Here is a 19,615-nt window from a genome sequence, read left to right as displayed (position 1 = left end):
TCCCGCGCGCCCCGGTCCGTACACGACGAGTGGGGAGGCATCCCTGGACGGGATGCCTCCCCACCTCAGCCGGTCACCGTGCCCGCGCCGTCACCGGCGCCGGCGGGTGGTTCAGCTGCAGCCGCTGGTCGAGCCGCAGCCCTCGCAGATGTAGCAGGAACCGGCGCGCTGCATCTTGGTGCCGCAGGAGAAGCACAGCGGGGCGTCGGCCTGGATGCCCAGCTGCATCTCGACCAGTTCGGCCGACGTGTGGGCCTGCTTGGAGACCGGGGCCGGGAGCTCGGCCGGCTGCGCCTTCGGGGCGGTGGCCTTCGGGGCCTCCTGCTGGCGCGGGGCCGACTGGGCGAGGCCCTCGACGTCCATGTCCTCGTCGTCGGACTGCTCGTACGAGCCGGTCTCCAGGTGGCGCTGGCGCTCCTCGGCGGAGTGGATGCCGAGCGCCGAGCGGGTCTCGAAGGGCAGGAAGTCCAGCGCCAGACGGCGGAAGATGTAGTCGACGATCGACTGCGCCATCCGCACGTCCGGGTCGTCCGTCATACCGGCCGGCTCGAAGCGCATGTTGGTGAACTTCGAGACGTACGTCTCCAGCGGCACGCCGTACTGCAGGCCGACGGAGACCGCGATGGAGAAGGCGTCCATCATGCCCGCGAGGGTCGAGCCCTGCTTGGACATCTTGAGGAAGACCTCGCCGAGACCGTCGTCCGGGTAGGAGTTGGCGGTCATGTACCCCTCGGCACCGCCCACCGTGAAGGAGGTGGTGATCCCGGGGCGGCCCTTGGGGAGGCGCTTGCGGACCGGGCGGTACTCGACGACCTTCTCGACCTTCGCCGGCTCGACCGCGGCCTTCTTCTCCTCCTCCTTCTTCTTGGCGGAGAGGGGCTGGCCGACCTTGCAGTTGTCGCGGTAGATGGCCAGCGCCTTGACGCCCATCTTCCACGCCTCGAAGTAGACCTCCTCGACGTCCTCGACGGTGGCCGTCTCGGGGAGGTTGACCGTCTTGGAGAGCGCGCCGGAGATCCACGGCTGGATGGCGGCCATCATGCGGACGTGGCCCATCGCGGAGATGGAGCGCTCGCCCATGGCGCAGTCGAAGACCTCGTAGTGCTCCTGCTTGAGGCCGGGCGCGTCGATCACGTTGCCGTGCTCGGCGATGTGGGCGACGATCGCCTCGATCTGCTCCTCCTGGTAGCCCAGGCGGCGCAGGGCCTGCGGGACCGTGCCGTTGACGATCTGCATGGAGCCGCCGCCGACGAGCTTCTTGAACTTGACCAGGGCGAGGTCGGGCTCCAGGCCGGTGGTGTCGCAGGACATCGCGAGACCGATGGTGCCGGTCGGGGCGATGACGGACGCCTGCGCGTTGCGGAAGCCGTTCTTCTCGCCGAGGCGGACCACGTCCTGCCAGGCCTCCGTGGCGGCGGCCCAGATCGGCGAGTCGAGGTCGTCCATGCGGACGGCGGCGGTGTTCGCGTCGGCATGCTGCTTCATGACGCGGTTGTGCGCCTCGGCGTTGCGGGCGTAGCCGTCGTACGGGCCGACGACCGCGGCGAGCTCGGCGGAGCGGCGGTAGGAGGTGCCCGTCATGAGCGAGGTGATGGCGCCGGCGAGGGCGCGGCCGCCGTCGGAGTCGTACGCGTGGCCGGTGGCCATCAGCAGGGCGCCGAGGTTGGCGTAGCCGATGCCCAGCTGGCGGAAGGCGCGGGTGTTCTCGCCGATCTTCTGGGTGGGGAAGTCGGCGAAGCAGATGGAGATGTCCATCGCGGTGATGACGAGCTCGACGACCTTCGCGAAGCGCTCGACGTCGAAGGACTGGTTGCCCTTGCCGTCGTCCTTGAGGAACTTCATGAGGTTCAGCGAGGCGAGGTTGCACGAGGTGTTGTCCAGGTGCATGTACTCGCTGCACGGGTTCGAGCCGTTGATCCGGCCGGACTCGGGGCAGGTGTGCCAGCGGTTGATGGTGTCGTCGTACTGGATGCCCGGGTCGGCGCAGGCCCAGGCCGCCTGGGCCATCTTGCGGAAGAGCGCCTTGGCGTCGACCTCCTCGATGACCTCGCCGGTCATGCGGGCGCGCAGGCCGAACTTGCCGCCGGTCTCCACGGCCTTCATGAACTCGTCGTTCACACGGACGGAGTTGTTGGCGTTCTGGTACTGGACGGACGTGATGTCGTCGCCGCCCAGGTCCATGTCGAAGCCCGCGTCGCGCAGGGCGCGGATCTTCTCCTCCTCCTTGACCTTCGTCTCGATGAAGTCCTCGATGTCGGGGTGGTCGACGTCGAGGATCACCATCTTGGCCGCGCGGCGGGTCGCGCCGCCCGACTTGATCGTCCCGGCGGAGGCGTCGGCGCCGCGCATGAAGGAGACGGGGCCGGAGGCGTTGCCGCCGGAGGAGAGGAGCTCCTTGGAGGAGCGGATGCGGGAGAGGTTCAGGCCGGCGCCGGAGCCGCCCTTGAAGATCATGCCCTCTTCCTTGTACCAGTCGAGGATGGACTCCATGGAGTCGTCGACGGACAGGATGAAGCAGGCGGAGACCTGCTGGGGCTGCGGCGTGCCGACGTTGAACCACACCGGCGAGTTGAAGCTGAAGATCTGGTGCAGGAGGGCGTAGGCGAGCTCGTGCTCGAAGATCTCCGCGTCGGCCGGGGACGAGAAGTAGTTGTACTCCTCACCGGCCTTGCGGTAGGTCTTGACGATGCGGTCGATGAGCTGCTTCAGGCCCGTCTCGCGCTGCGGGGTGCCGACGGCGCCCCGGAAGTACTTGCTGGTGACGATGTTGACCGCGTTCACCGACCAGAAGTCGGGGAACTCGACGCCACGCTGCTCGAAGTTGACCGAGCCGTCGCGCCAGTTGGTCATGACGACGTCACGACGCTCCCAGACGACCTCGTCGTACGGGTGCACGCCCGGAGTCGTGTGGATGCGCTCGATGCGCAGACCCTTGCCCGCCTTGGACCCCTTGGCGCGGGAGCCTCGTGCCGGGCCGCTCGTCGTCTCTGTCATGCCGCCTCCCATATACGGGCAAAAACGCCCTGATGTGCCCAGATCTTCCCAAGGCACGGTGTCTGTCTGTCGCCACGGGCGCTGCGGGCAGCGCCCCCGGCTGGTCGATTGGCCGTCCCGCCGACTGCTGCCGGCGTCCGGACCCGGCCCGGCGGGCCGGTCAGCCGGCGGGGCGGGCGGGCACCGGGACCTCGGGGGTCGCACCGGTGCCGTCCTGGTCCACGGTGGGCCGCCGCTCGCGCAGCTCCGCGATGGCGGCCTCGAAGTCCTCCAGCGTGTCGAACGCCCGGTACACGGACGCGAAGCGCAGGTACGCGACGAGGTCGAGCTCCCGCAGCGGGCCGAGTATGGCGAGGCCGACGTCGTGCGTGGTGAGCTCGGCGCTGCCGGTGGCCCGCACGGCCTCCTCGACCCGCTGGCCCAGCTGCGCGAGGGCGTCCTCGGTGACGGGGCGCCCCTGGCACGCCTTGCGCACACCGTTGATGACCTTGGTCCGACTGAACGGCTCGGTCACCCCGCTCCGCTTCACGACCATGAGGGAGCAGGTCTCCACGGTGGTGAAGCGACGGGAGCAGTCGGGGCACTGGCGGCGGCGCCGGATGGACGTCCCGTCGTCGGTGGTGCGACTGTCGACGACGCGGCTGTCGGGGTGCCTGCAGAAGGGGCAGTGCATGGTCCCAACCCTCCTTCACAGCACGACTGAATGGCCTCGCCGAGTCCTCCCGGACCCGTTCGAAGCAGGCACCAGCATAGGCGATCGCCACTGGCCTCACTGACCGGGGACCACAACTTCTGGGCGACTGTGACCATGCAACCACTACATGTAGGGTCTGACGCCCAATCGCCCCGTGGCGCGTGTCGCGCCGCCCGCGGGCTTGCGGCCGACCGAGAGCCTACGGCACGGGCGGTCCGCGAGTGCGGTGGGGCACGGGGGCGCACGGCCGCCGCGGGCGCACTTCCCGCACCGCGCGCCTACCCCGGGCTCCCCTCCGCACGCCCCCCGGCGACGTCCTCCGGCGACCCTTCCGGGCCGCCCCGCACCGCGCCCCCGGACGGCGCCCGCGCCATCGCGAGCGGCGGCGTGCGCGACCCGGGCGCGGGGCGGGTGTCGGCGAGGGTTACCGTAATGGCCCGAATTGCCATGGCGCCGAAAAGGTCGCACATACACCTAGGCACACGCACACGTAAGCCATTCCATGTTTTTTCACTCGAACGTGTGTTTGGCGCAACCTTTCGAAAGCAACTACCGTTGTGCCAGCCAGGGAGACCATTCGAGAGGGGCCGACGTGACCACCACCGCAGACAGCGCCACCATCACCGCCCAGGACCGCTCCCAGGGCCGATTCGAGCCGGTGCATGCCATGACCGTGAAGAACGTGAACGAGGCGAGCGCGACCCCCGAGCCTCCCAAGCCCGCACGGTCGATGCCCGGCCGACCTCCCGGCATCCGCGCCGACAGCTCGGGGCTCACGGACCGCCAGCGGCGCGTGATCGAGGTGATCCGCGACTCGGTGCAGCGGCGAGGGTACCCACCGTCGATGCGCGAGATCGGTCAGGCGGTCGGACTCTCCAGCACCTCCTCCGTCGCCCACCAGCTGATGGCCCTGGAGCGGAAGGGCTTCCTGCGGCGGGACCCCCACCGCCCCCGCGCCTACGAGGTCCGCGGCTCCGACCAGCCCAGCACCCAGCCCGCCGACACCACCGGCAAGCCCGCCGCGTCGTACGTACCGCTGGTCGGCCGGATCGCCGCCGGCGGCCCGATCCTCGCCGAGGAGTCCGTCGAGGACGTCTTCCCCCTCCCCCGGCAGCTCGTCGGCGACGGTGAGCTCTTCGTGCTGAAGGTCGTGGGCGACTCGATGATCGAGGCCGCGATCTGCGACGGCGACTGGGTCACCGTCCGCCGCCAGCCCGTCGCGGAGAACGGCGACATCGTGGCCGCCATGCTCGACGGCGAGGCCACCGTCAAGCGCTTCAAGCGGGAGGACGGCCACGTCTGGCTGCTCCCGCACAACGCCGCCTACCAGCCCATCCCCGGCGACGAGGCGACCATCCTCGGCAAGGTGGTGGCGGTTCTGCGACGGGTGTGACGCCGCCCGCCGGCCCGAACCGGCCCCGGGACCTCTGCGCCGGTCCCGGGGCCTTGCTGTGCCCCGGGCCAGGCGCGTACGGCCGGCGAGCCACCCGCCGAGGGTCGCCCCGCCTGAGCGGTGGGCCCGCCCCGCCGCCCGGACCATCCGCCCCGCCTGCGCTGCCTCCCCCTGCCCGGCGCCCGACCTACCCCGCCTGCCCCGCCGTCGCCGCCGTCGCCGCCGCGTCGATCGCCGCCAGGGAGCGGCGGACCTGGTTGCGGTCCGTCGTGTACCAGAAGTCCGGCAGGGAGGCCCGCAGGAAGCTGCCGTACCGGGCGTTCGCCAGTCGCGGGTCCAGTACCGCCACGACTCCCCGGTCCCCCGTCGCCCGCACCAGGCGGCCCGCTCCCTGGGCCATGAGCAGCGCCGCGTGCGTCGCGGCGACCGCCATGAAGCCGTTGCCCCCGGCCTCCTCCACGGCCTTCTGCCGAGCGCTCATCAGCGGGTCGTCCGGCCGCGGGAACGGAATGCGGTCCATGACCACCAGCTGGCAGTTCGGCCCCGGGACGTCCACGCCCTGCCACAGCGAGAGCGTGCCGAAGAGGCAGGTGGCGGCATCCCCCGCGAACGTCTTGATCAGCTCGCCGAGTGTGTCCTCGCCCTGGAGCAGCACCGGCTGGTCGAGCCTGCCCCGCAGCTCCTCGGCGGCGGCCTGCGCGGCCCGCATCGAGGAGAAGAGACCCAGCGTGCGGCCCCCGGCCGCCTGGATCAGCTCCGCCAGCTCATCCATCATGTCGCCCCGGCTGCCCTCCCGGCCCGGGGTGGCGAGGTGCCGGGCGACATAGAGGATGCCCTGCTTGCGGTAGTCGAACGGTGAGCCGACGTCGATGCCCTTCCAGACCGGCAGGTCCTCGCCCTCGACGCCCTCCGCGGCCAGTCCGAGCGAGGCGCCCACCCCGTTGAAGTCACCGCCGAGCTTGAGCGTCGCGGACGTCAGGACCACCGACCGGTCGGCGAAGAGCTTCTCGCGCAGCAGCCCGGACACGGACAGCGGCGCCACCCGCAGGGACGCGCCGAACCGGTCGTGCCGCTCGTACCAGACCACGTCCCACTCGGAGCCGTTCGCGATGCGCTCCGCCACCGCGTGGACGTTCTCGACGGCGGCAAGGGCCTGCTTGCGGACGGCGTCCTCGTCCTGCACGGACCGGTCGCGGGTGTTGCCGATGGCGGTGATCACCGCGCGGGCGGCGTCCCGCAGGGCCATCAGCGCGTACGCGAGGTCCTCGGGCAGTTCCTGGAGCCGGCCGGGCAGGGCCAGCTCCATCAGCCTCTCGAACCCCTCGGCGGCGGTCTGGAGCTGGTCGGCGGCCTTCTCGTCGACCAGCTTCGCCGCGCGGCGCACGGCGCGGTTGACCTGCCCGGGGGTCAGCTCGCCGGTGGCCACGCCCGTGACGCGCGAGACCAGCTCGTGGGCCTCGTCCACGATCAGCACCTCGTGCTGCGGGACGACCGGCGCGCCCTCGATGGCGTCGATCGCGAGCAGCGCGTGGTTGGTGACGACGACATCGGCGAGCTTGGCGCGCTCGCGGGCCGCCTCCGCGAAGCACTCCGCGCCGTACGCGCACTTCGTCGCCCCGAGGCACTCCCGCGAGGTGACCGACACCTGCCCCCAGGCGCGGTCCGAGACGCCCGGCGTCAGATCGTCGCGGTCGCCCGTCTCCGTCTCGTCGGACCAGTCGCGCAGGCGCATGAGGTCCTGGCCGAGCTTGCTCGTCGGGGCGGCCGCCTCGAAGGGGTCGAACAGCCCCTCCTCGTCGTCCTGCGGGACGCCCTCGTGCAGCCGGTGCAGGCACAGGTAGTTGGACCGGCCCTTGAGCATCGCGAACTCCGGGCGCCGGCGCAGCAGCGGGTGCAGCGCCTCGACCGTGCGCGGCAGGTCCCGCTCGACGAGCTGCCGCTGCAGGGCGAGCGTGGCCGTCGCCACCACGACCCGATCGCCGTGGGCCAGGGCGGGCACCAGGTAGCCGAGGGACTTGCCGGTGCCGGTGCCGGCCTGGACGAGCAGGTGCGTACCGTCGTCGATGGCCTGGCCGACGGCTTCGGCCATGGTGACCTGGCCTGGCCTTTCCGCGCCGCCGACGGCGGCGACGGCGGCGTGGAGGAGCTCGGGGAGGGATGGCTTCGTCATAGCCCGTCCACCCTAAGGGGCCGCACCGACAGTCGGTTCCCGTCGCCGTGACCCACCGTCCGCTTCCGGCCGACGCCTGTGGGCGCCCACCTCCGAGGTCGAGGCCGTTCGCCACCCGTACGGGTGGTCGGAGCCGAGTGGTTGACGCCGGGCGGCCGGCGGAGCCGGTGCGTCCGGTGGAGCCGGTTGGAGCCGGTGGGGTCCGGCATGGGAGGCAAGGGCTCAGTGGGGCCAGGTCCGCTCCGTGGCGGCGAGGGCGTCGGCGAAGCGGTCGAGGACGGCGGCGGCCTGCCCGTCGGTGAGCGTCAGCGGCGGCAGCAGCCGTACGACGCCGCAGGCGCGCCCGCCGGTGGCGACGATCAGGCCCCGGTCCAGGCACTCCCGCCGTACGGCCTCCGCGCGGTCGGCGGCGGTGCGCACGGGCGGGGCCGTGGCGCGCGGGGTTCCGCCGCCGGCGAGCGCGGGGGCGGCCAGCTCGACCCCGATCATGAGGCCGCGGCCCCGCACCGCGGCCACGCAGGGGTGTGCGGCCGCCAGCTCCCGCAGGTCGGCGAGGAGCCTCGCGCCGAGGACGGCGGCCCGGTCGGCCAGCCGGTTCTCCCGGACGTAGGCGAGGGTGGCGGTGCCGGCGGCCAGGGCGAGCTGGTTGCCGCGCGGGACGCCCGCGGGACGGTTCGGCCTGCCGTCGTCGAGGGCCGCCCGGTGGACGATCACCGACAGCGGGAGCGAGCCACCGAGCGCGTGCGGCATCACCATCGCCTCCGGGACGACACCGCTGTGCTCGACCGCCCAGAACGTGCCGGTGCGGCCGAGCCCGGTCAGCGTCTCGTCGGCGACGAGGGGGACGGACCGCTCCTCGGTGAGCCCGCGCACCCGCCGCAGCCAGTCGTCCGGCGCGGGCACCACGTCACCGGCGCCGTGGACCGGTTCGACGAGCACGGCCGCCGGTCCGGCGGGACCGTCGGCGGCGCCGAGCGGGCCGTCGAGCACCTCGCCGACATCGCGGCCGTCGGCGTCACGGCCGAGCGGGTGGCGCGCGTCGCGGGGATACGGCAGCCGGACGACGGGTGCGCCGCCCTCCGGTCCCGGTACGACCGGGGTGCCGGAAGCGGCCGGATCGCGGGGTGTCGGACCGGTGAAGGCGAGCACCCTGGAGCGGCCCGTGGCCGTGCGGGCCAGCGCGAGCGCGGCGGCGACGGCGTCCCCGGGGGCGGGCCCGCAGAACCGGACGCGGGCGTCGGCGGCGAGCGCGGCGGGAAGAGTGGCGAACAGCTCGGTGGTGAAGGCGTCCCGCACGGGGGTGGCGAGGTCCTGGACGTCCAGGGGCGCCTCGGAGTCGATGACCCGCTTGAGGGCTTCCAGGACGACCGGGTGGTTGTGGCCGAGGACCAGGGCGCCCGCGCCGGACGTGCAGTCCAGGTAGCGGCGGCCGTCGGCGCCCTCGACGGTGAGTCCGCGGGCCCGTACCGGGACGACCGGCAGGGAGCGTGCGTAGGTGCGGGCGGCGGGTTCGCGCAGCGACTGGCGGCGCATGATCCCTTCATGCCCGGCGGTCGGTCCCGCCGGGGCCGGTTCGGTCGCGGCCACGTCTCTGTCGTCCTCCCGGGTGGCGACGGCTGGGGTGGTGGGCGTACGGGTACGTGCGGCGCGGTGTGCCGGTACGCGCGGCCCTGCGGCGGAGTGGGCGGCGCGCCCTCGGTACGGCGGGGCCGTGCCACTCATCGGTACGTCGCCCGGACGTTCCGCGTTCGCGCGGTGCGGGCCGCGGGTCCGGCACCAGTGGCATCGGACCGCGCTCCCTCCCGCCGGGCGCCACCCGCGGGCCGCTCCCCGCAGGGCGCTGCCCAGGGCCGACCCCGGCGCGGACGGATCCGCGCGCGGAGTCGAACACCTACATTCCGCACGCGGTGCTCCGCACGGACCAACGACGACGGCCGCACGCGATAACGGGCCCGCCGAAGATCCTCGCGCCGGGGAACCGCGGACCTGCCGCGGGCCGTCCCCCTCGGCACCGGCATAGTGGGAGCCGCACCGCGGTGCCCGCAGGCCGGGCGCCGGCCCGGTGTGCCGGCGGCCGGAAGTACCGCGTCCGGAAGGCGCTTCCGCCGGAGTGCCCGGTCACGAAGTCCCAGGGGGATCACTCATGCGCACTGTTCGTCCGTTGCTCGCCTCGGCCGCCGTCGCGGCCGCGCTGGCGCTGACCGCCACGGGCTGCGGCCCGGGCGAGGACGCGCCGAGCGGCTCGCCGAGCACCTCGGCGGCCCAGTCCCCGGGCGGGGCCGGCGCCGGGAAGATCACCATCCCTGACGACCTGAAGGGCCGGCTCAAGGAGCACGGGATCGACCTGGACAAGTGGCGCGGCGGCGAGTGGCGGAACTGGGACCGGGACAAGTGGCTGCGCGAGGCGCAGGACTTCGTCAACCCGATCATCGAGGACCTGTGGGACCCGGACCGCATGCGGGAGGCGGAGGAGCCGGACCGTCCGGTCGAGGACGGCGACGTCTCCGGTGACGAGGGCGTGACCGACCCGACGCCCCGGCGCGTCGAGGCGGCGCCGGTCGGCACGCCGTACCACGGCAGCGCTCCGGAGGCGGGCAAGCTCCTCTTCGACGGGCCCAAGGGCTCGATGGTGTGCTCGGCGACCGTGGTGAAGGACCCCGCGCACCCGGGCAAGTCGAATCTCGTGTGGACGGCGGGCCACTGCGTCCACGCGGGCAAGAACGGCGGCTGGTACCGGAACATCGCGTTCGTCCCCTCGTACAACGACAAGGGCCTGTCGACGGACCGGCTGGAGGCGGCGACCCGCGAGGACGTCGCCCCCTACGGCGTGTGGTGGGGCGACTGGGCGCAGACCTCGGAGCAGTGGATCGACCAGGGCGCCCCGGTGGGCGGCCAGGGAGCGCCGTACGACTTCGCGGTCGTCCACGTGACGCCGGAGAAGGGCAGCGGCGGCAAGTCGCTGGAGGAGACGGTCGGTGCGGCGCTGCCCGTCGACTTCGCGGCGCCGCCGGTGGCGGGGATCACGAGGATGGAGGCGACCGGGTACCCGGCGGCGCCGCCGTACGACGGGCAGGAGCTGTACCGGTGCGCGGACAGGCCGGGCCGGCTGTCGCTGAAGGCGGGGCAGCCGACGATGTACCGCATCGGGTGCAGCATGACCGGCGGTTCCTCGGGTGGCGGCTGGGTGGCCGCCGGCCGCGACGGCCGGCCGGCGCTCGTCTCGAACACGTCGATCGGTCCGGTGACGGCGGGCTGGCTGGCCGGTCCGCGGCTCGGCGCTGAGGCGAAGGGCGTGTACACGGCGGTCAGCGAGAAGTTCGCGGGGCGGTAGACCGCCGCGCGCGGGGCGCGCCGCCGGACAGACGGAAGCGGGTGGTGCCGGGCCTGATCAGGCCCGGCACCACCCGCTTCCTCGTCGCGTCGTCAGGCCGTGACGGGGCTGGACGGGGCGAGCAGCGCGGCGAGCTCGCTGTGCACCCGCGCCTTGATGAGCGTGCCGTCGGCGGTGTGCTCCTCGGAGAGCACCTCGCCCTCGGCGTGCACCCGCGAGACGAGCCCGCCCTGGGTGTACGGCACGAGCGCCTCGATCTCGACCTCGGGGCGGGGCAGCTCGGCGTCGATCAACGCGAGCAGTTCCGCGATGCCCGCGCCGGTGCGCGCGGAGACGGCGATGGCGTGCTTCTCGACGCGCAGCAGCCGCTGGAGGACCAGCGGGTCGGCCGCGTCCGCCTTGTTGACCACGACGATCTCGGGCACGTCGGTCGCGCCCACGTCCCGGATCACCTCGCGCACGGCGGCCAGCTGCTCCTCCGGGGCGGGGTGCGCGCCGTCCACCACGTGGAGGATCAGGTCGGACTCGCCGACCTCCTCCATGGTGGAGCGGAACGCCTCGACCAGGTGGTGCGGCAGGTGCCGGACGAACCCGACCGTGTCGGCCAGCGTGTACAGGCGGCCGCTCGGCGTCTCGGCCCGGCGGACGGTCGGGTCGAGGGTGGCGAACAGTGCGTTCTCCACCAGTACGCCCGCGCCGGTCAGCCTGTTGAGCAGGGACGACTTTCCGGCGTTGGTGTATCCGGCGATCGCGACGGACGGCACCTTGTTGCGCCGGCGCTCCTGCCGCTTGATGTCGCGGCCGGTCTTCATCTCCGCGATCTCCCGGCGCATCTTCGCCATCTTCTCGCGGATCCGTCGCCGGTCCGTCTCGATCTTGGTCTCACCGGGACCGCGGGTGGCCATGCCGCCACCGCCGCCGCCACCCATCTGACGGGAGAGCGACTGGCCCCAGCCGCGCAGCCGCGGCAGCATGTACTGCATCTGCGCGAGGGCGACCTGGGCCTTGCCCTCCCGCGACTTGGCGTGCTGGGCGAAGATGTCGAGGATCAGGGCGGTCCGGTCGACCACCTTGACCTTGACGACGTCCTCCAGGTGGATCAGCTGGCCCGGGCTCAGCTCACCGTCGCAGACGACGGTGTCGGCGCCCGTCTCCAGCACGATGTCCCGCAGTTCCTCGGCCTTGCCGGAACCGATGTACGTGGCCGGGTCCGGCTTGTCGCGGCGCTGGATGACCCCGTCGAGCACGAGCGCGCCCGCCGTCTCGGCGAGGGCGGCCAGCTCGGCCAGGGAGTTCTCCGCGTCCTGCACGGTCCCCGAGGTCCAGACGCCGACCAGCACGACGCGCTCCAGGCGCAGCTGCCGGTACTCGACCTCGGTGACGTCCTCGAGCTCGGTGGACAGACCCGCCACGCGCCGGAGCGCCGCGCGCTCCGAGCGGTCGAGCTGCTCGCCGTCCCGCTCGCCGTCGATCTCGTAGCTCCAGGCGACATCCTCTTCCATCAGGGCATCGGCCCGAAGGCTCTCGGCGCGGGTCAGCTCCGCGGAGCTCTGCTCGTCCTGGGAAGGGGAAGAAGAGGAGGTCATTTGATCCTTACGTCGATGGAGAAAATCGGTACGTCGGTGACAACGCGTGCGCTTCCCGTTTGATTCCCGGGAAGGCGGCGGGTGATGCCCCGCTCGCGCCGCCGACGTGACGATGGTCGCACGGCGTGATCGGCCGCGTCACGCGGGTTTCGTGTTCGTCGGGGCCTTGCTGCGCCAGTCGGGGTGGCCGGGCATGGCGGGGGTCCGCTCGCCGTACAGCCAGCCCCTCAGGAAGCGCGTCAGGTCGCGGCCCGCGACCTCGGAGGCGAGGCCGACGAACTCGGCGGTACCGGCGGTGGCGTGCGCGTGCCGGGTGACCCAGCGGCGCTCCAGCTCCCGGAAGGCGGGGTCGCCGATCTCCTGGCGCAGCGCGTACAGGACGAGGGCGCTGCCGTCGTAGACGACCGGGCGGAACAGGCTGATCTTCTGTCCGGGCGCGGGCGGACGGGGCGCGGCGGGGGGACCGCCGGCGGCGCGCCACCGGTCGGAGGCGGTGTACGCCTCGCGCATCCGGCTCTCCAGGGTGCGGTGGCCGGCGTCCTCGGCCCACCGCGCCTCGTACCAGGTGGCGTGCCCCTCGTTGAGCCACAGGTCGGACCAGGTCCGTGGGGAGACGCTGTTGCCGAACCAGTGGTGCGCCAGTTCGTGCACCATGATCGATTCGATGTACCAGGCGGGGAGGTCGGGGTGGGTGAACAGGCCCCGCTCGAAGAGGGAGAGGGTCTGGGTCTCCAGTTCGAAGCCGGTGGCGGCGTCGGCGACGAGCACCCCGTACGTCTCGAAGGGGTAGCGGCCGACCTCCCGTTCCATCCACCGCAGGTGGTCGGGGGTCTTCGCCAGCCACGGCTCCATCCGCTCCCGGTCGGCGACCGGGACGACGTCGCGCAGGGGCAGGCCGTGGGGGCCGGTGCGGCGGACGACGGCGGACCGGCCGATGGAGACCTGGGCGAGTTCGGTCGCCATGGGGTGGACGCCGCGGTAGGTCCAGGTGGCGGTGGGCCCGGCGGCGCTCCGGGCGACCGGCACCCCGTTGGCGACGGCGACGAGGTCCTTGGGGGCGGTGACGTGGAAGGTGAAGTACGCCTTGTCGGCGGGGTGGTCGTTGCAGGGGAAGACGCGGTGGGCGGCGTCCGCCTGGTTGGCCATGGCGAGGCCGTCGGAGGTGCGGATCCAGCCGCCCGACGCCTTGGGCGCGGCGGGGTCACTCGTGTGGGCGACGGTGAGGGTGAGCCGCGTGCCCGGTTCGACGGGCCGACCGGTGTCGACGACCAGGTCCTCGCCGGTTCCGGTGAAGTCGGCGGGGCGGCCGTCGACGTGGACCGTCTTGACGGTGCCCTGGGAGAAGTCGAGGTTGATGCGCTCCAGCCGCTGGGTGGCCCGGGCGTCGATCCGGGTGACGGCGTCCAGGGGGGCGCGGTTGTCGCCGCCGTAGGTGAGGGCGATGTCGTAGGCCAGCACGTCGTACCCGGGGTTGCCCAGGTGGGGGAAGAGGGGGTCGCCGATGCCGAGCGGCTCGGGTGCGGGCACGGCGGCCGCGATGAGCCCCGCGGACGCCGTGGCCACGAGCGCGGCGCGCAGGCGTGGAGAGGTGAGGGACATGGCCCCACCGCTACCAGCGCCCCGGGTGCGCGCCCCGGCGGCGCGCGCCCGGCGCACCCGAACGGACGGCCGCGGCGGGCACACCTGTGCGCCGTACGGCCCCTCGGGCGGGTCTCGGAGGCGGCTCGGCGCGGGCGGCCTTGGGGCGGGGCGCTTCGCTAGTGTGCGCCCGCCGGGTGCTGGGCGCGGCTCACGTCGTACACGCCCCGCACGTCGCGCATGGCGCGCATGAGGGCGGGCAGGCCGGTCGCGTCGGGGAGCTGGAGGGTGTACGTGTGCCGGACCCGCTGCTCGCTGGGGGGTTCGACGGTGGCGGAGACGATCGCCGCCCCCGCGGTGGCGATGGCCTCGGTCAGGTCGGCCAGCAGACGGGGCCGTCCGAACGCCTCGGCGACCAGCGTGACGCGGCACTGGGCGGGGCCGCTCCAGCGCACCGGGACCGGCTGCCTGCCGAGGTTCCGCATACGGTGCACGGCGTGGCACTCCGCGCGGTGCACCGTGACGGCCCCGCCCCGCACGGCGAAGCCGGTGATCGTGTCGGGCGGCACGGGCGTACAGCAGCCGGCCAGGCGGACCCCGGTGTGCGGGGCGTCGACGACGGCGTTCGCCGTGGGCTGGCGGCCGGCGACGACGGCGGAGGGCGGACGGGGGTCGGCGGCGGGCGTGTCGGGGCCGTGGGGGTGGGCGGCGAGCCAGTGGTTGATGGCGATGCGGGCGGTGGGGGTGCGGGCGTGTTCGAGCCAGTCGGGCGACGGGCCGGAGCCGCTGTCCGCGGCGAGCAGCGGTTGGACGGTGTCGCCGTCGCGCAGGACGGTGCCGAGGGTGGCGAGGCGGCCGTTGACACGGGCGCCGACGCAGGCGTGGGCGGTGGTGCCGTACTGCCCGTAGGCGGCGTCCACGCAGGTCGCGCCGGCGGGCAGGGCGAGGGTGCCGCCGTCCGGGACGAAGACGGTGATCTCGCCGTCCTGTGCGAGGTCGGCGCGCAGGGAGGTCCAGAAGGTGTCCGGGTCGGGCGCGGACTGCTGCCAGTCGAGGAGGCGGGAGAGCCATCCGGGGCGGGTGGGGTCGGCGCGCTCGCCGTCCTCGGCCGGGTCGGAGCCGTCGGCCGGGGCGGCGGCGTAGGGGTTGCCGAGGGCGACGACACCGGCCTCGGCGACCTTGTGCATCTGGTGGGTGCGGATGAGGATCTCGGCGACCGCCCCGTCGGGCGCGGCGACGGCGGTGTGGAGCGACTGGTACAGGTTGAACTTGGGGGCGGCGATGAAGTCCTTGAACTCCGAGGTCACGGGGGTGAAGCAGGTGTGCAGCTCGCCGAGGACCGCGTAGCAGTCGGCGTCCTCGCCGACGAGGACCAGCAGCCGGCCGAAGTCCGTGCCGCGCAGTTCGCCGCGTTTGAGGCTGACCCGGTGGACGGAGACGAAGTGGCGGGGGCGGACGAGCACCTCGGCGGTGATGCCGGCCTCCCGCAGCACGGTCCGTACGTCGTCGGCGACGGTGGCGAGGGCCTCGCCGGCGGTCGCGTCGTCGGCGATGAGGGCGCGGGTCCGCTCGTACTCGACGGGGTGGAGGATCGCGAAGACGAGGTCCTCCAGCTCGGTCTTGAGTGCCTGCACGCCGAGCCGTTCGGCGAGGGGGATGAGGACGTCCCGGGTGACCTTGGCGATGCGGGCCTGCTTCTCGGGGCGCATGACGCCGAGGGTGCGCATGTTGTGCAGCCGGTCGGCAAGCTTGATCGACATGACGCGGACGTCGTTGCCGGTGGCGACGAGCATCTTGCGGAACGTCTCGGGTTCGGCCGCGGCGCCGTAGTCCACCTTCTCCAGCTTGGTGACGCCGTCGACGAGGTAGGCCACCTCGTCGCCGAACTCCTCGCGGACCCGGTCGAGGGTGAGGTCGGTGTCCTCGACGGTGTCGTGGAGGAGGGAGGCGGTCAGCGTCGTGGTCTCCGCGCCGAGTTCGGCGAGGATCAGCGTGACGGCCAGCGGGTGGGTGATGTAGGGCTCGCCGCTCTTGCGGAACTGGCCGCGGTGGGAGGACTCGGCCAGTTCGTACGCGCGGCGCAGGACCGCGAGGTCGGCGTCGGGGTGGTGGGCGCGGTGGGCGTCGGCGACGTGGCCGATGGCGTCGGGGAGGCGGCCGCGGGCGGTGGGGCCGAGGAGCGCGGCGCGGCCGAGCCGGCGCAGGTCGATTCTGGGGCGGCCGCGCCTGCGGCTGGGGACACTGGGATTGGTGGCCTCTGCACTCATGGGCACCTCCGGCGGCGTCGACCGGCGGTGGGTGGGGCACGGCGCCGGTGCTTGATGCTACCGAGCCCACCACGGGGCGCAGTCCCGCTCTCGCTCAGCGTGAACGGGATCACCCATTCGAGCGACGTTGGGGCGGGCGCGGTTTCGCACGGTGACCGGCAGGCGGGGCGGGGCGGGTCAGGCGGTGGCGTCGGCGAGCCACGCGGGGTCGATCCGGCCCTCGGCGAGGATGACGGCGGGCCCGGTCATCTCGACACGGCCGTCCGGCCGCTCGGTGATGAGGAGCGTGCCGCCGAGGACGTCCACCGTGTACGTGACGGGGGTGCCGGTCTCCGCGGGGTCCAGGCCGTCGCGGCGGGCGGCGGCCACGGCGACCGCGCAGGCCCCGGTGCCGCAGGAGCGGGTCTCGGCGGCGCCGCGCTCGTGGACGCGCATGGCCACGTGCCGGGGGCCCCGGTCGGCGACGAACTCGATGTTCACACCGTCCGGGTAGACGGTCTTCGGGCTGTACGGCGGCTCGCCGTACAGCGTGCCGGCGTGGGCGAGGTCCTCGACGAAGGCCACCGCGTGGGGGTTGCCCATGTTGACGTTGCGCGCGGGCCAGGAGCGGCCGTCGACACTGACGGTGACGCCGTCCTCGGGAAGGAGGGCGCGGCCCATGGAGACCGTGACGTCGCCGTTCTTGGCGAGGTGCGCCTGCCTGACGCCGGCGCGCGTGGCGACCGCGACGTCCCCGGCGGTGATGTGGCCGGCGTGCTCCAGGTAGCGGACGAAGACGCGGACGCCGTTGCCGCACATCTCGGCGACCGAGCCGTCGGCGTTGCGGTAGTCCATGAACCACTCCGCCTCGCCGGCCATGTGGCGGGCGTCGGGGTGGGCGGCGGCGCGGACGACGTGCAGCACCCCGTCGCCGCCGATCCCGGCGCGCCGGTCGCAGAGCCGGGCCACCAGGGCGGCGGGCAGGTCGACGGCGTTGTCCGGGTCGGGAAGGATCACGAAGTCGTTCTCGGTGCCGTGGCCCTTGAGGAAGGCGAGGGGTGCGGTGCTCACGCGATCAATCCTACGGGGCGGGTAGGACGCCGTGCCGGACCACCCGGCCCGGTGGGCCGCACCGCGCGGCGCCCGTCGCGGGCCGCCCGACGCCGCGCGCCCGTGGCGGGCCGCGCGCCGGGTGGTGTCAGCGGAGGCGGTGATGTCAGCGGAGGCGGGCCACGCGCCAGACGGCGAGCGCGACCAGGAGGGTGACCCCGGCCGTGTACAGCGCGATCACCCGCCAGTCGGGGCGTCCGCCCGAGCCGCGCGGGCGCAGGCCGGGCCAGGTGTACCCGACGCGGCGGGCGGCCATCACGCCCCAGCCGGCCGCGCAGCCGCAGAGCAGGAGCCCGAGCATCGCGAGGACCGCGCCGCCGTCACCGGAGCCGAAGGCCAGGGGGAAGGCGAACATCAGGGAGCCCAGCGCACCGAGGCCGACGATCGGGGCGAGCTGCCAGATGCGCAGGCGCCGCTGGGGGCGCAGCTCGACCTCGACCTCGTCGGGGATGATCTCCTGCGCCCCGTCCTCGGTCAGGTCCGGGCCGTCCGGAGTGAGTCCGGGCGCCTCCGGAGCCGGCGAGTCCCCGCCGTCCGGTGCCTGTGCCGCTTCTCTGTCGCGAGGGCCGGCCTCCATCGCCACGCGCCCTCCCCACTCGGATCCACTGGTCGATCGATCGATGATGGCACGCTCCCGCCCGCCCGCATGACGGGCAGGGCGTCCCGATGCCATCACGTGATCAGGCTGTAACCGCTCGTTCGACCAACGTCAGCGCCCGCCCGGGGAGTTCCCCCCGGTCCGCGACCGCGCCGCTGAGCCAGTGGACGCGCGGGTCGCGGCGGAACCAGGAGTCCTGGCGGCGCGCGAAGCGCTTCGTGGCGCGGACCGTCTCGTCGCGGGCCTCCTGCTCGGTGCACTCCCCCGCGAGCGCGGCGAGGACCTGCTGGTAGCCCAGCGCCCGGGAGGCGGTGCGGCCCTCGCGCAGGCCGTGCGCCTCCAGTGCGCGGACCTCGTCGACCAGCCCGGCGTCCCACATCCGGTCCACGCGCGCGGTGATCCGGGCGTCCAGCTCGGGGCGCGCCACGTCGACGCCGATCTGCACGGTGTCGTACACGGAGTCGTGGCCGGGGAGGTTGGCGGTGAAGGGCCGGCCGGTGATCTCGATGACCTCCAGGGCCCGCACCACGCGGCGGCCGTTGCTGGGCAGGATGACGCGGGCGGCCTCCGGGTCGGCGGCGGCGAGCCGGGCGTGCAGGACGCCGGAGCCCCGCTCCTCCAGCTCGGCCTCCAGGCGGGCGCGGACGGCCGGGTCGGTGCCGGGGAACTCCAGGGCGTCGATGGCGCCGCGTACGTACAGGCCGGAGCCGCCCACGAGGACCGGGGTGCGGCCCTCGGCGAGGAGGCGGTCGATCTCGGCGCGGGCCAGGCGCTGGTACTCGGCGACACTGGCCGCCTCGGTGACCTCCCAGATGTCGAGGAGGTGGTGGGCGACGCCGCCGCGCTCCTCCACCGTCAACTTGGCCGTGCCGATGTCCATCCCGCGGTACAGCTGCATGGAGTCGGCGTTGACGACCTCCCCACCGAGTTCACGTGCCAGATGGACGCCCAGATCGGACTTGCCCGCCGCGGTGGGGCCGACGACGGCGATGACGCGGGGGGCGGGATTCGTGCTGCTCACCGCACCAGTCTCCCAAACGTCGGGGGGTGTCCCCGAACGAGTTACGTGACGGGGTGCGGCCGGCGTCGTTGCCAGTTGCGAGGTTCCGACCGCCGGTTCCAGGGACCGGCCTCGCCGGGCGCCGCAATGGGACGCTCCGGGCTGCGCGGGATTTCGCCCACACGAGTACGCTATGGAGTTGATATGGGCGTTTTTGCATGGTTTCGCCGGAAGGGTGAGAAGGACGAGGCGACGGCCGGAGCCACCCCCGAGGAGGCGGCGGGCACCGCGCTGACGGACGGCTCGCAGGAGCGCGCCGAGGGCCCGTCCGACGGGGCCGGGACCCCGGAGGGGGCCGAGGCGCCGACCGCGGGTACGGACCCCGCCGAGCCGGCCTCCTGCGGGGTGACGTCCGGCGCGGACGCGACCGGTGAGGCGGCGTCCGACGGGGCGGCGCCCGGTGAGTCGGCCGACGGCGTGGACATCCCGAAGCAGCAGTCCGCCGGCAAGGCGGCGGACAACGAAGCCGGCGAAGGCGCCCGCACGTAGCTGCGGCCGGTACGTCCGGCCCGTTCGGAGGGAAGGTGGCCATGAGCTTCCTGGACACGCTGAAGACCAAGCTCGGCCCGGCCAGGGGCAAGGTCGCGGACCTGGCCCACCAGCACGGCGACAAGATCGACCACGGCATCGAGAAGGCGGCCCGGATGGTCGACCAGCGGACGAAGGGCAAGTACAGCGACAAGATCGAGTCCGGCACGGTCAAGGCGCGCAACGCGGTGGACCGGCTCGGGCACCGGGACGACGACGGCGCCCCGCCGCCGCCCCCCTCGCCCCCGCCCCCGCCGACGGCCTGACCCCGGTCCGGCGCCCGAGCGGCGACACGGCGGGCGGCCGCGGAGCACCACGCTCCGCGGC

Annotated in this window: 14 protein-coding genes; 4 read left to right on the top strand and 10 right to left on the bottom strand. The window is 73.6% G+C overall.

Annotated elements, in window-relative coordinates:
* Positions 1–111: 111 nt before the first annotated feature.
* Positions 112–2,994, bottom strand: a complete 2,883-nt coding sequence (locus LPA54_RS30910) for a vitamin B12-dependent ribonucleotide reductase (RefSeq protein WP_228983996.1) — start codon at positions 2,992–2,994, stop codon at positions 112–114.
* 160 nt (positions 2,995–3,154) lie between these two features.
* Complete coding sequence (nrdR, locus tag LPA54_RS30905; protein WP_228983993.1) at positions 3,155–3,667, bottom strand: transcriptional regulator NrdR; 513 nt, start codon at positions 3,665–3,667, stop codon at positions 3,155–3,157.
* A 613-nt stretch (positions 3,668–4,280) separates the two neighbouring features.
* Here nrdR and lexA point away from each other — a divergent pair.
* Positions 4,281–5,081 carry a transcriptional repressor LexA gene (gene lexA, locus LPA54_RS30900; protein WP_228983992.1) on the top strand — a complete coding sequence of 267 codons (801 nt, stop codon included), beginning with the start codon at positions 4,281–4,283 and terminating at the stop codon, positions 5,079–5,081.
* A 187-nt stretch (positions 5,082–5,268) separates the two neighbouring features.
* Here lexA and LPA54_RS30895 read toward each other — a convergent pair whose 3' ends face one another.
* Positions 5,269–7,251 (bottom strand): ATP-dependent DNA helicase, encoded by a 1,983-nt coding sequence (locus tag LPA54_RS30895; protein WP_228983991.1) that lies wholly within the window; start codon positions 7,249–7,251, stop codon positions 5,269–5,271.
* Between the two features lie 222 nt (positions 7,252–7,473).
* On the bottom strand, positions 7,474–8,838 hold the full coding sequence (locus LPA54_RS30890) for an aminotransferase class III-fold pyridoxal phosphate-dependent enzyme (RefSeq protein ID WP_228983990.1): 1,365 nt from the start codon (positions 8,836–8,838) through the stop codon (positions 7,474–7,476).
* Between the two features lie 556 nt (positions 8,839–9,394).
* Between LPA54_RS30890 and LPA54_RS30885 the strand changes: the two genes are divergently transcribed.
* The gene (locus LPA54_RS30885) at positions 9,395–10,582 is read left to right on the top strand and encodes a serine protease (RefSeq protein ID WP_228983989.1); all 1,188 of its coding nucleotides are present in this window, start codon (positions 9,395–9,397) and stop codon (positions 10,580–10,582) included.
* Positions 10,583–10,674: 92 nt separating this feature from the next.
* On the opposite strand, the gene hflX is transcribed toward LPA54_RS30885, so the two are convergent.
* The 6 genes from hflX to miaA all read right to left on the bottom strand — a co-directional run bounded on the left by hflX (position 10,675) and on the right by miaA (position 18,721).
* Entirely contained in the window at positions 10,675–12,168 is a 1,494-nt protein-coding gene (gene hflX / locus LPA54_RS30880) for a GTPase HflX (RefSeq protein WP_228983988.1), read from the bottom strand.
* A gap of 138 nt (positions 12,169–12,306) precedes the next feature.
* Positions 12,307–13,767, bottom strand: coding sequence for a M1 family metallopeptidase (locus LPA54_RS30875; protein WP_228983987.1), 1,461 nt, complete (start codon positions 13,765–13,767; stop codon positions 12,307–12,309).
* Between the two features lie 158 nt (positions 13,768–13,925).
* A complete protein-coding gene (locus tag LPA54_RS30870; RefSeq protein ID WP_228983986.1) occupies positions 13,926–16,013 on the bottom strand; it encodes a bifunctional (p)ppGpp synthetase/guanosine-3',5'-bis(diphosphate) 3'-pyrophosphohydrolase in 2,088 nt (695 codons plus the stop codon).
* 177 nt (positions 16,014–16,190) lie between these two features.
* The gene (gene dapF / locus LPA54_RS30865) at positions 16,191–17,063 is read right to left on the bottom strand and encodes a diaminopimelate epimerase (protein ID WP_228983984.1); all 873 of its coding nucleotides are present in this window, start codon (positions 17,061–17,063) and stop codon (positions 16,191–16,193) included.
* 145 nt (positions 17,064–17,208) lie between these two features.
* The gene (locus tag LPA54_RS30860; protein ID WP_228984019.1) at positions 17,209–17,679 is read right to left on the bottom strand and encodes a hypothetical protein; all 471 of its coding nucleotides are present in this window, start codon (positions 17,677–17,679) and stop codon (positions 17,209–17,211) included.
* Positions 17,680–17,782: 103 nt separating this feature from the next.
* Complete coding sequence (gene miaA, locus LPA54_RS30855; protein WP_228983982.1) at positions 17,783–18,721, bottom strand: tRNA (adenosine(37)-N6)-dimethylallyltransferase MiaA; 939 nt, start codon at positions 18,719–18,721, stop codon at positions 17,783–17,785.
* 183 nt (positions 18,722–18,904) lie between these two features.
* Between miaA and LPA54_RS30850 the strand changes: the two genes are divergently transcribed.
* A complete protein-coding gene (locus tag LPA54_RS30850) occupies positions 18,905–19,249 on the top strand; it encodes a hypothetical protein (protein ID WP_228983980.1) in 345 nt (114 codons plus the stop codon).
* A 41-nt stretch (positions 19,250–19,290) separates the two neighbouring features.
* Positions 19,291–19,554, top strand: coding sequence for an antitoxin (locus tag LPA54_RS30845; RefSeq protein WP_228983978.1), 264 nt, complete (start codon positions 19,291–19,293; stop codon positions 19,552–19,554).
* Positions 19,555–19,615: the final 61 nt, after the last annotated feature.

Source organism: Streptomyces sp. DH12 (genome assembly GCF_020873895.1).
Classification (GTDB): Bacteria; Actinomycetota; Actinomycetes; order Streptomycetales; family Streptomycetaceae; genus Streptomyces.
This window is presented reverse-complemented; position numbering and strand designations above follow the sequence as displayed.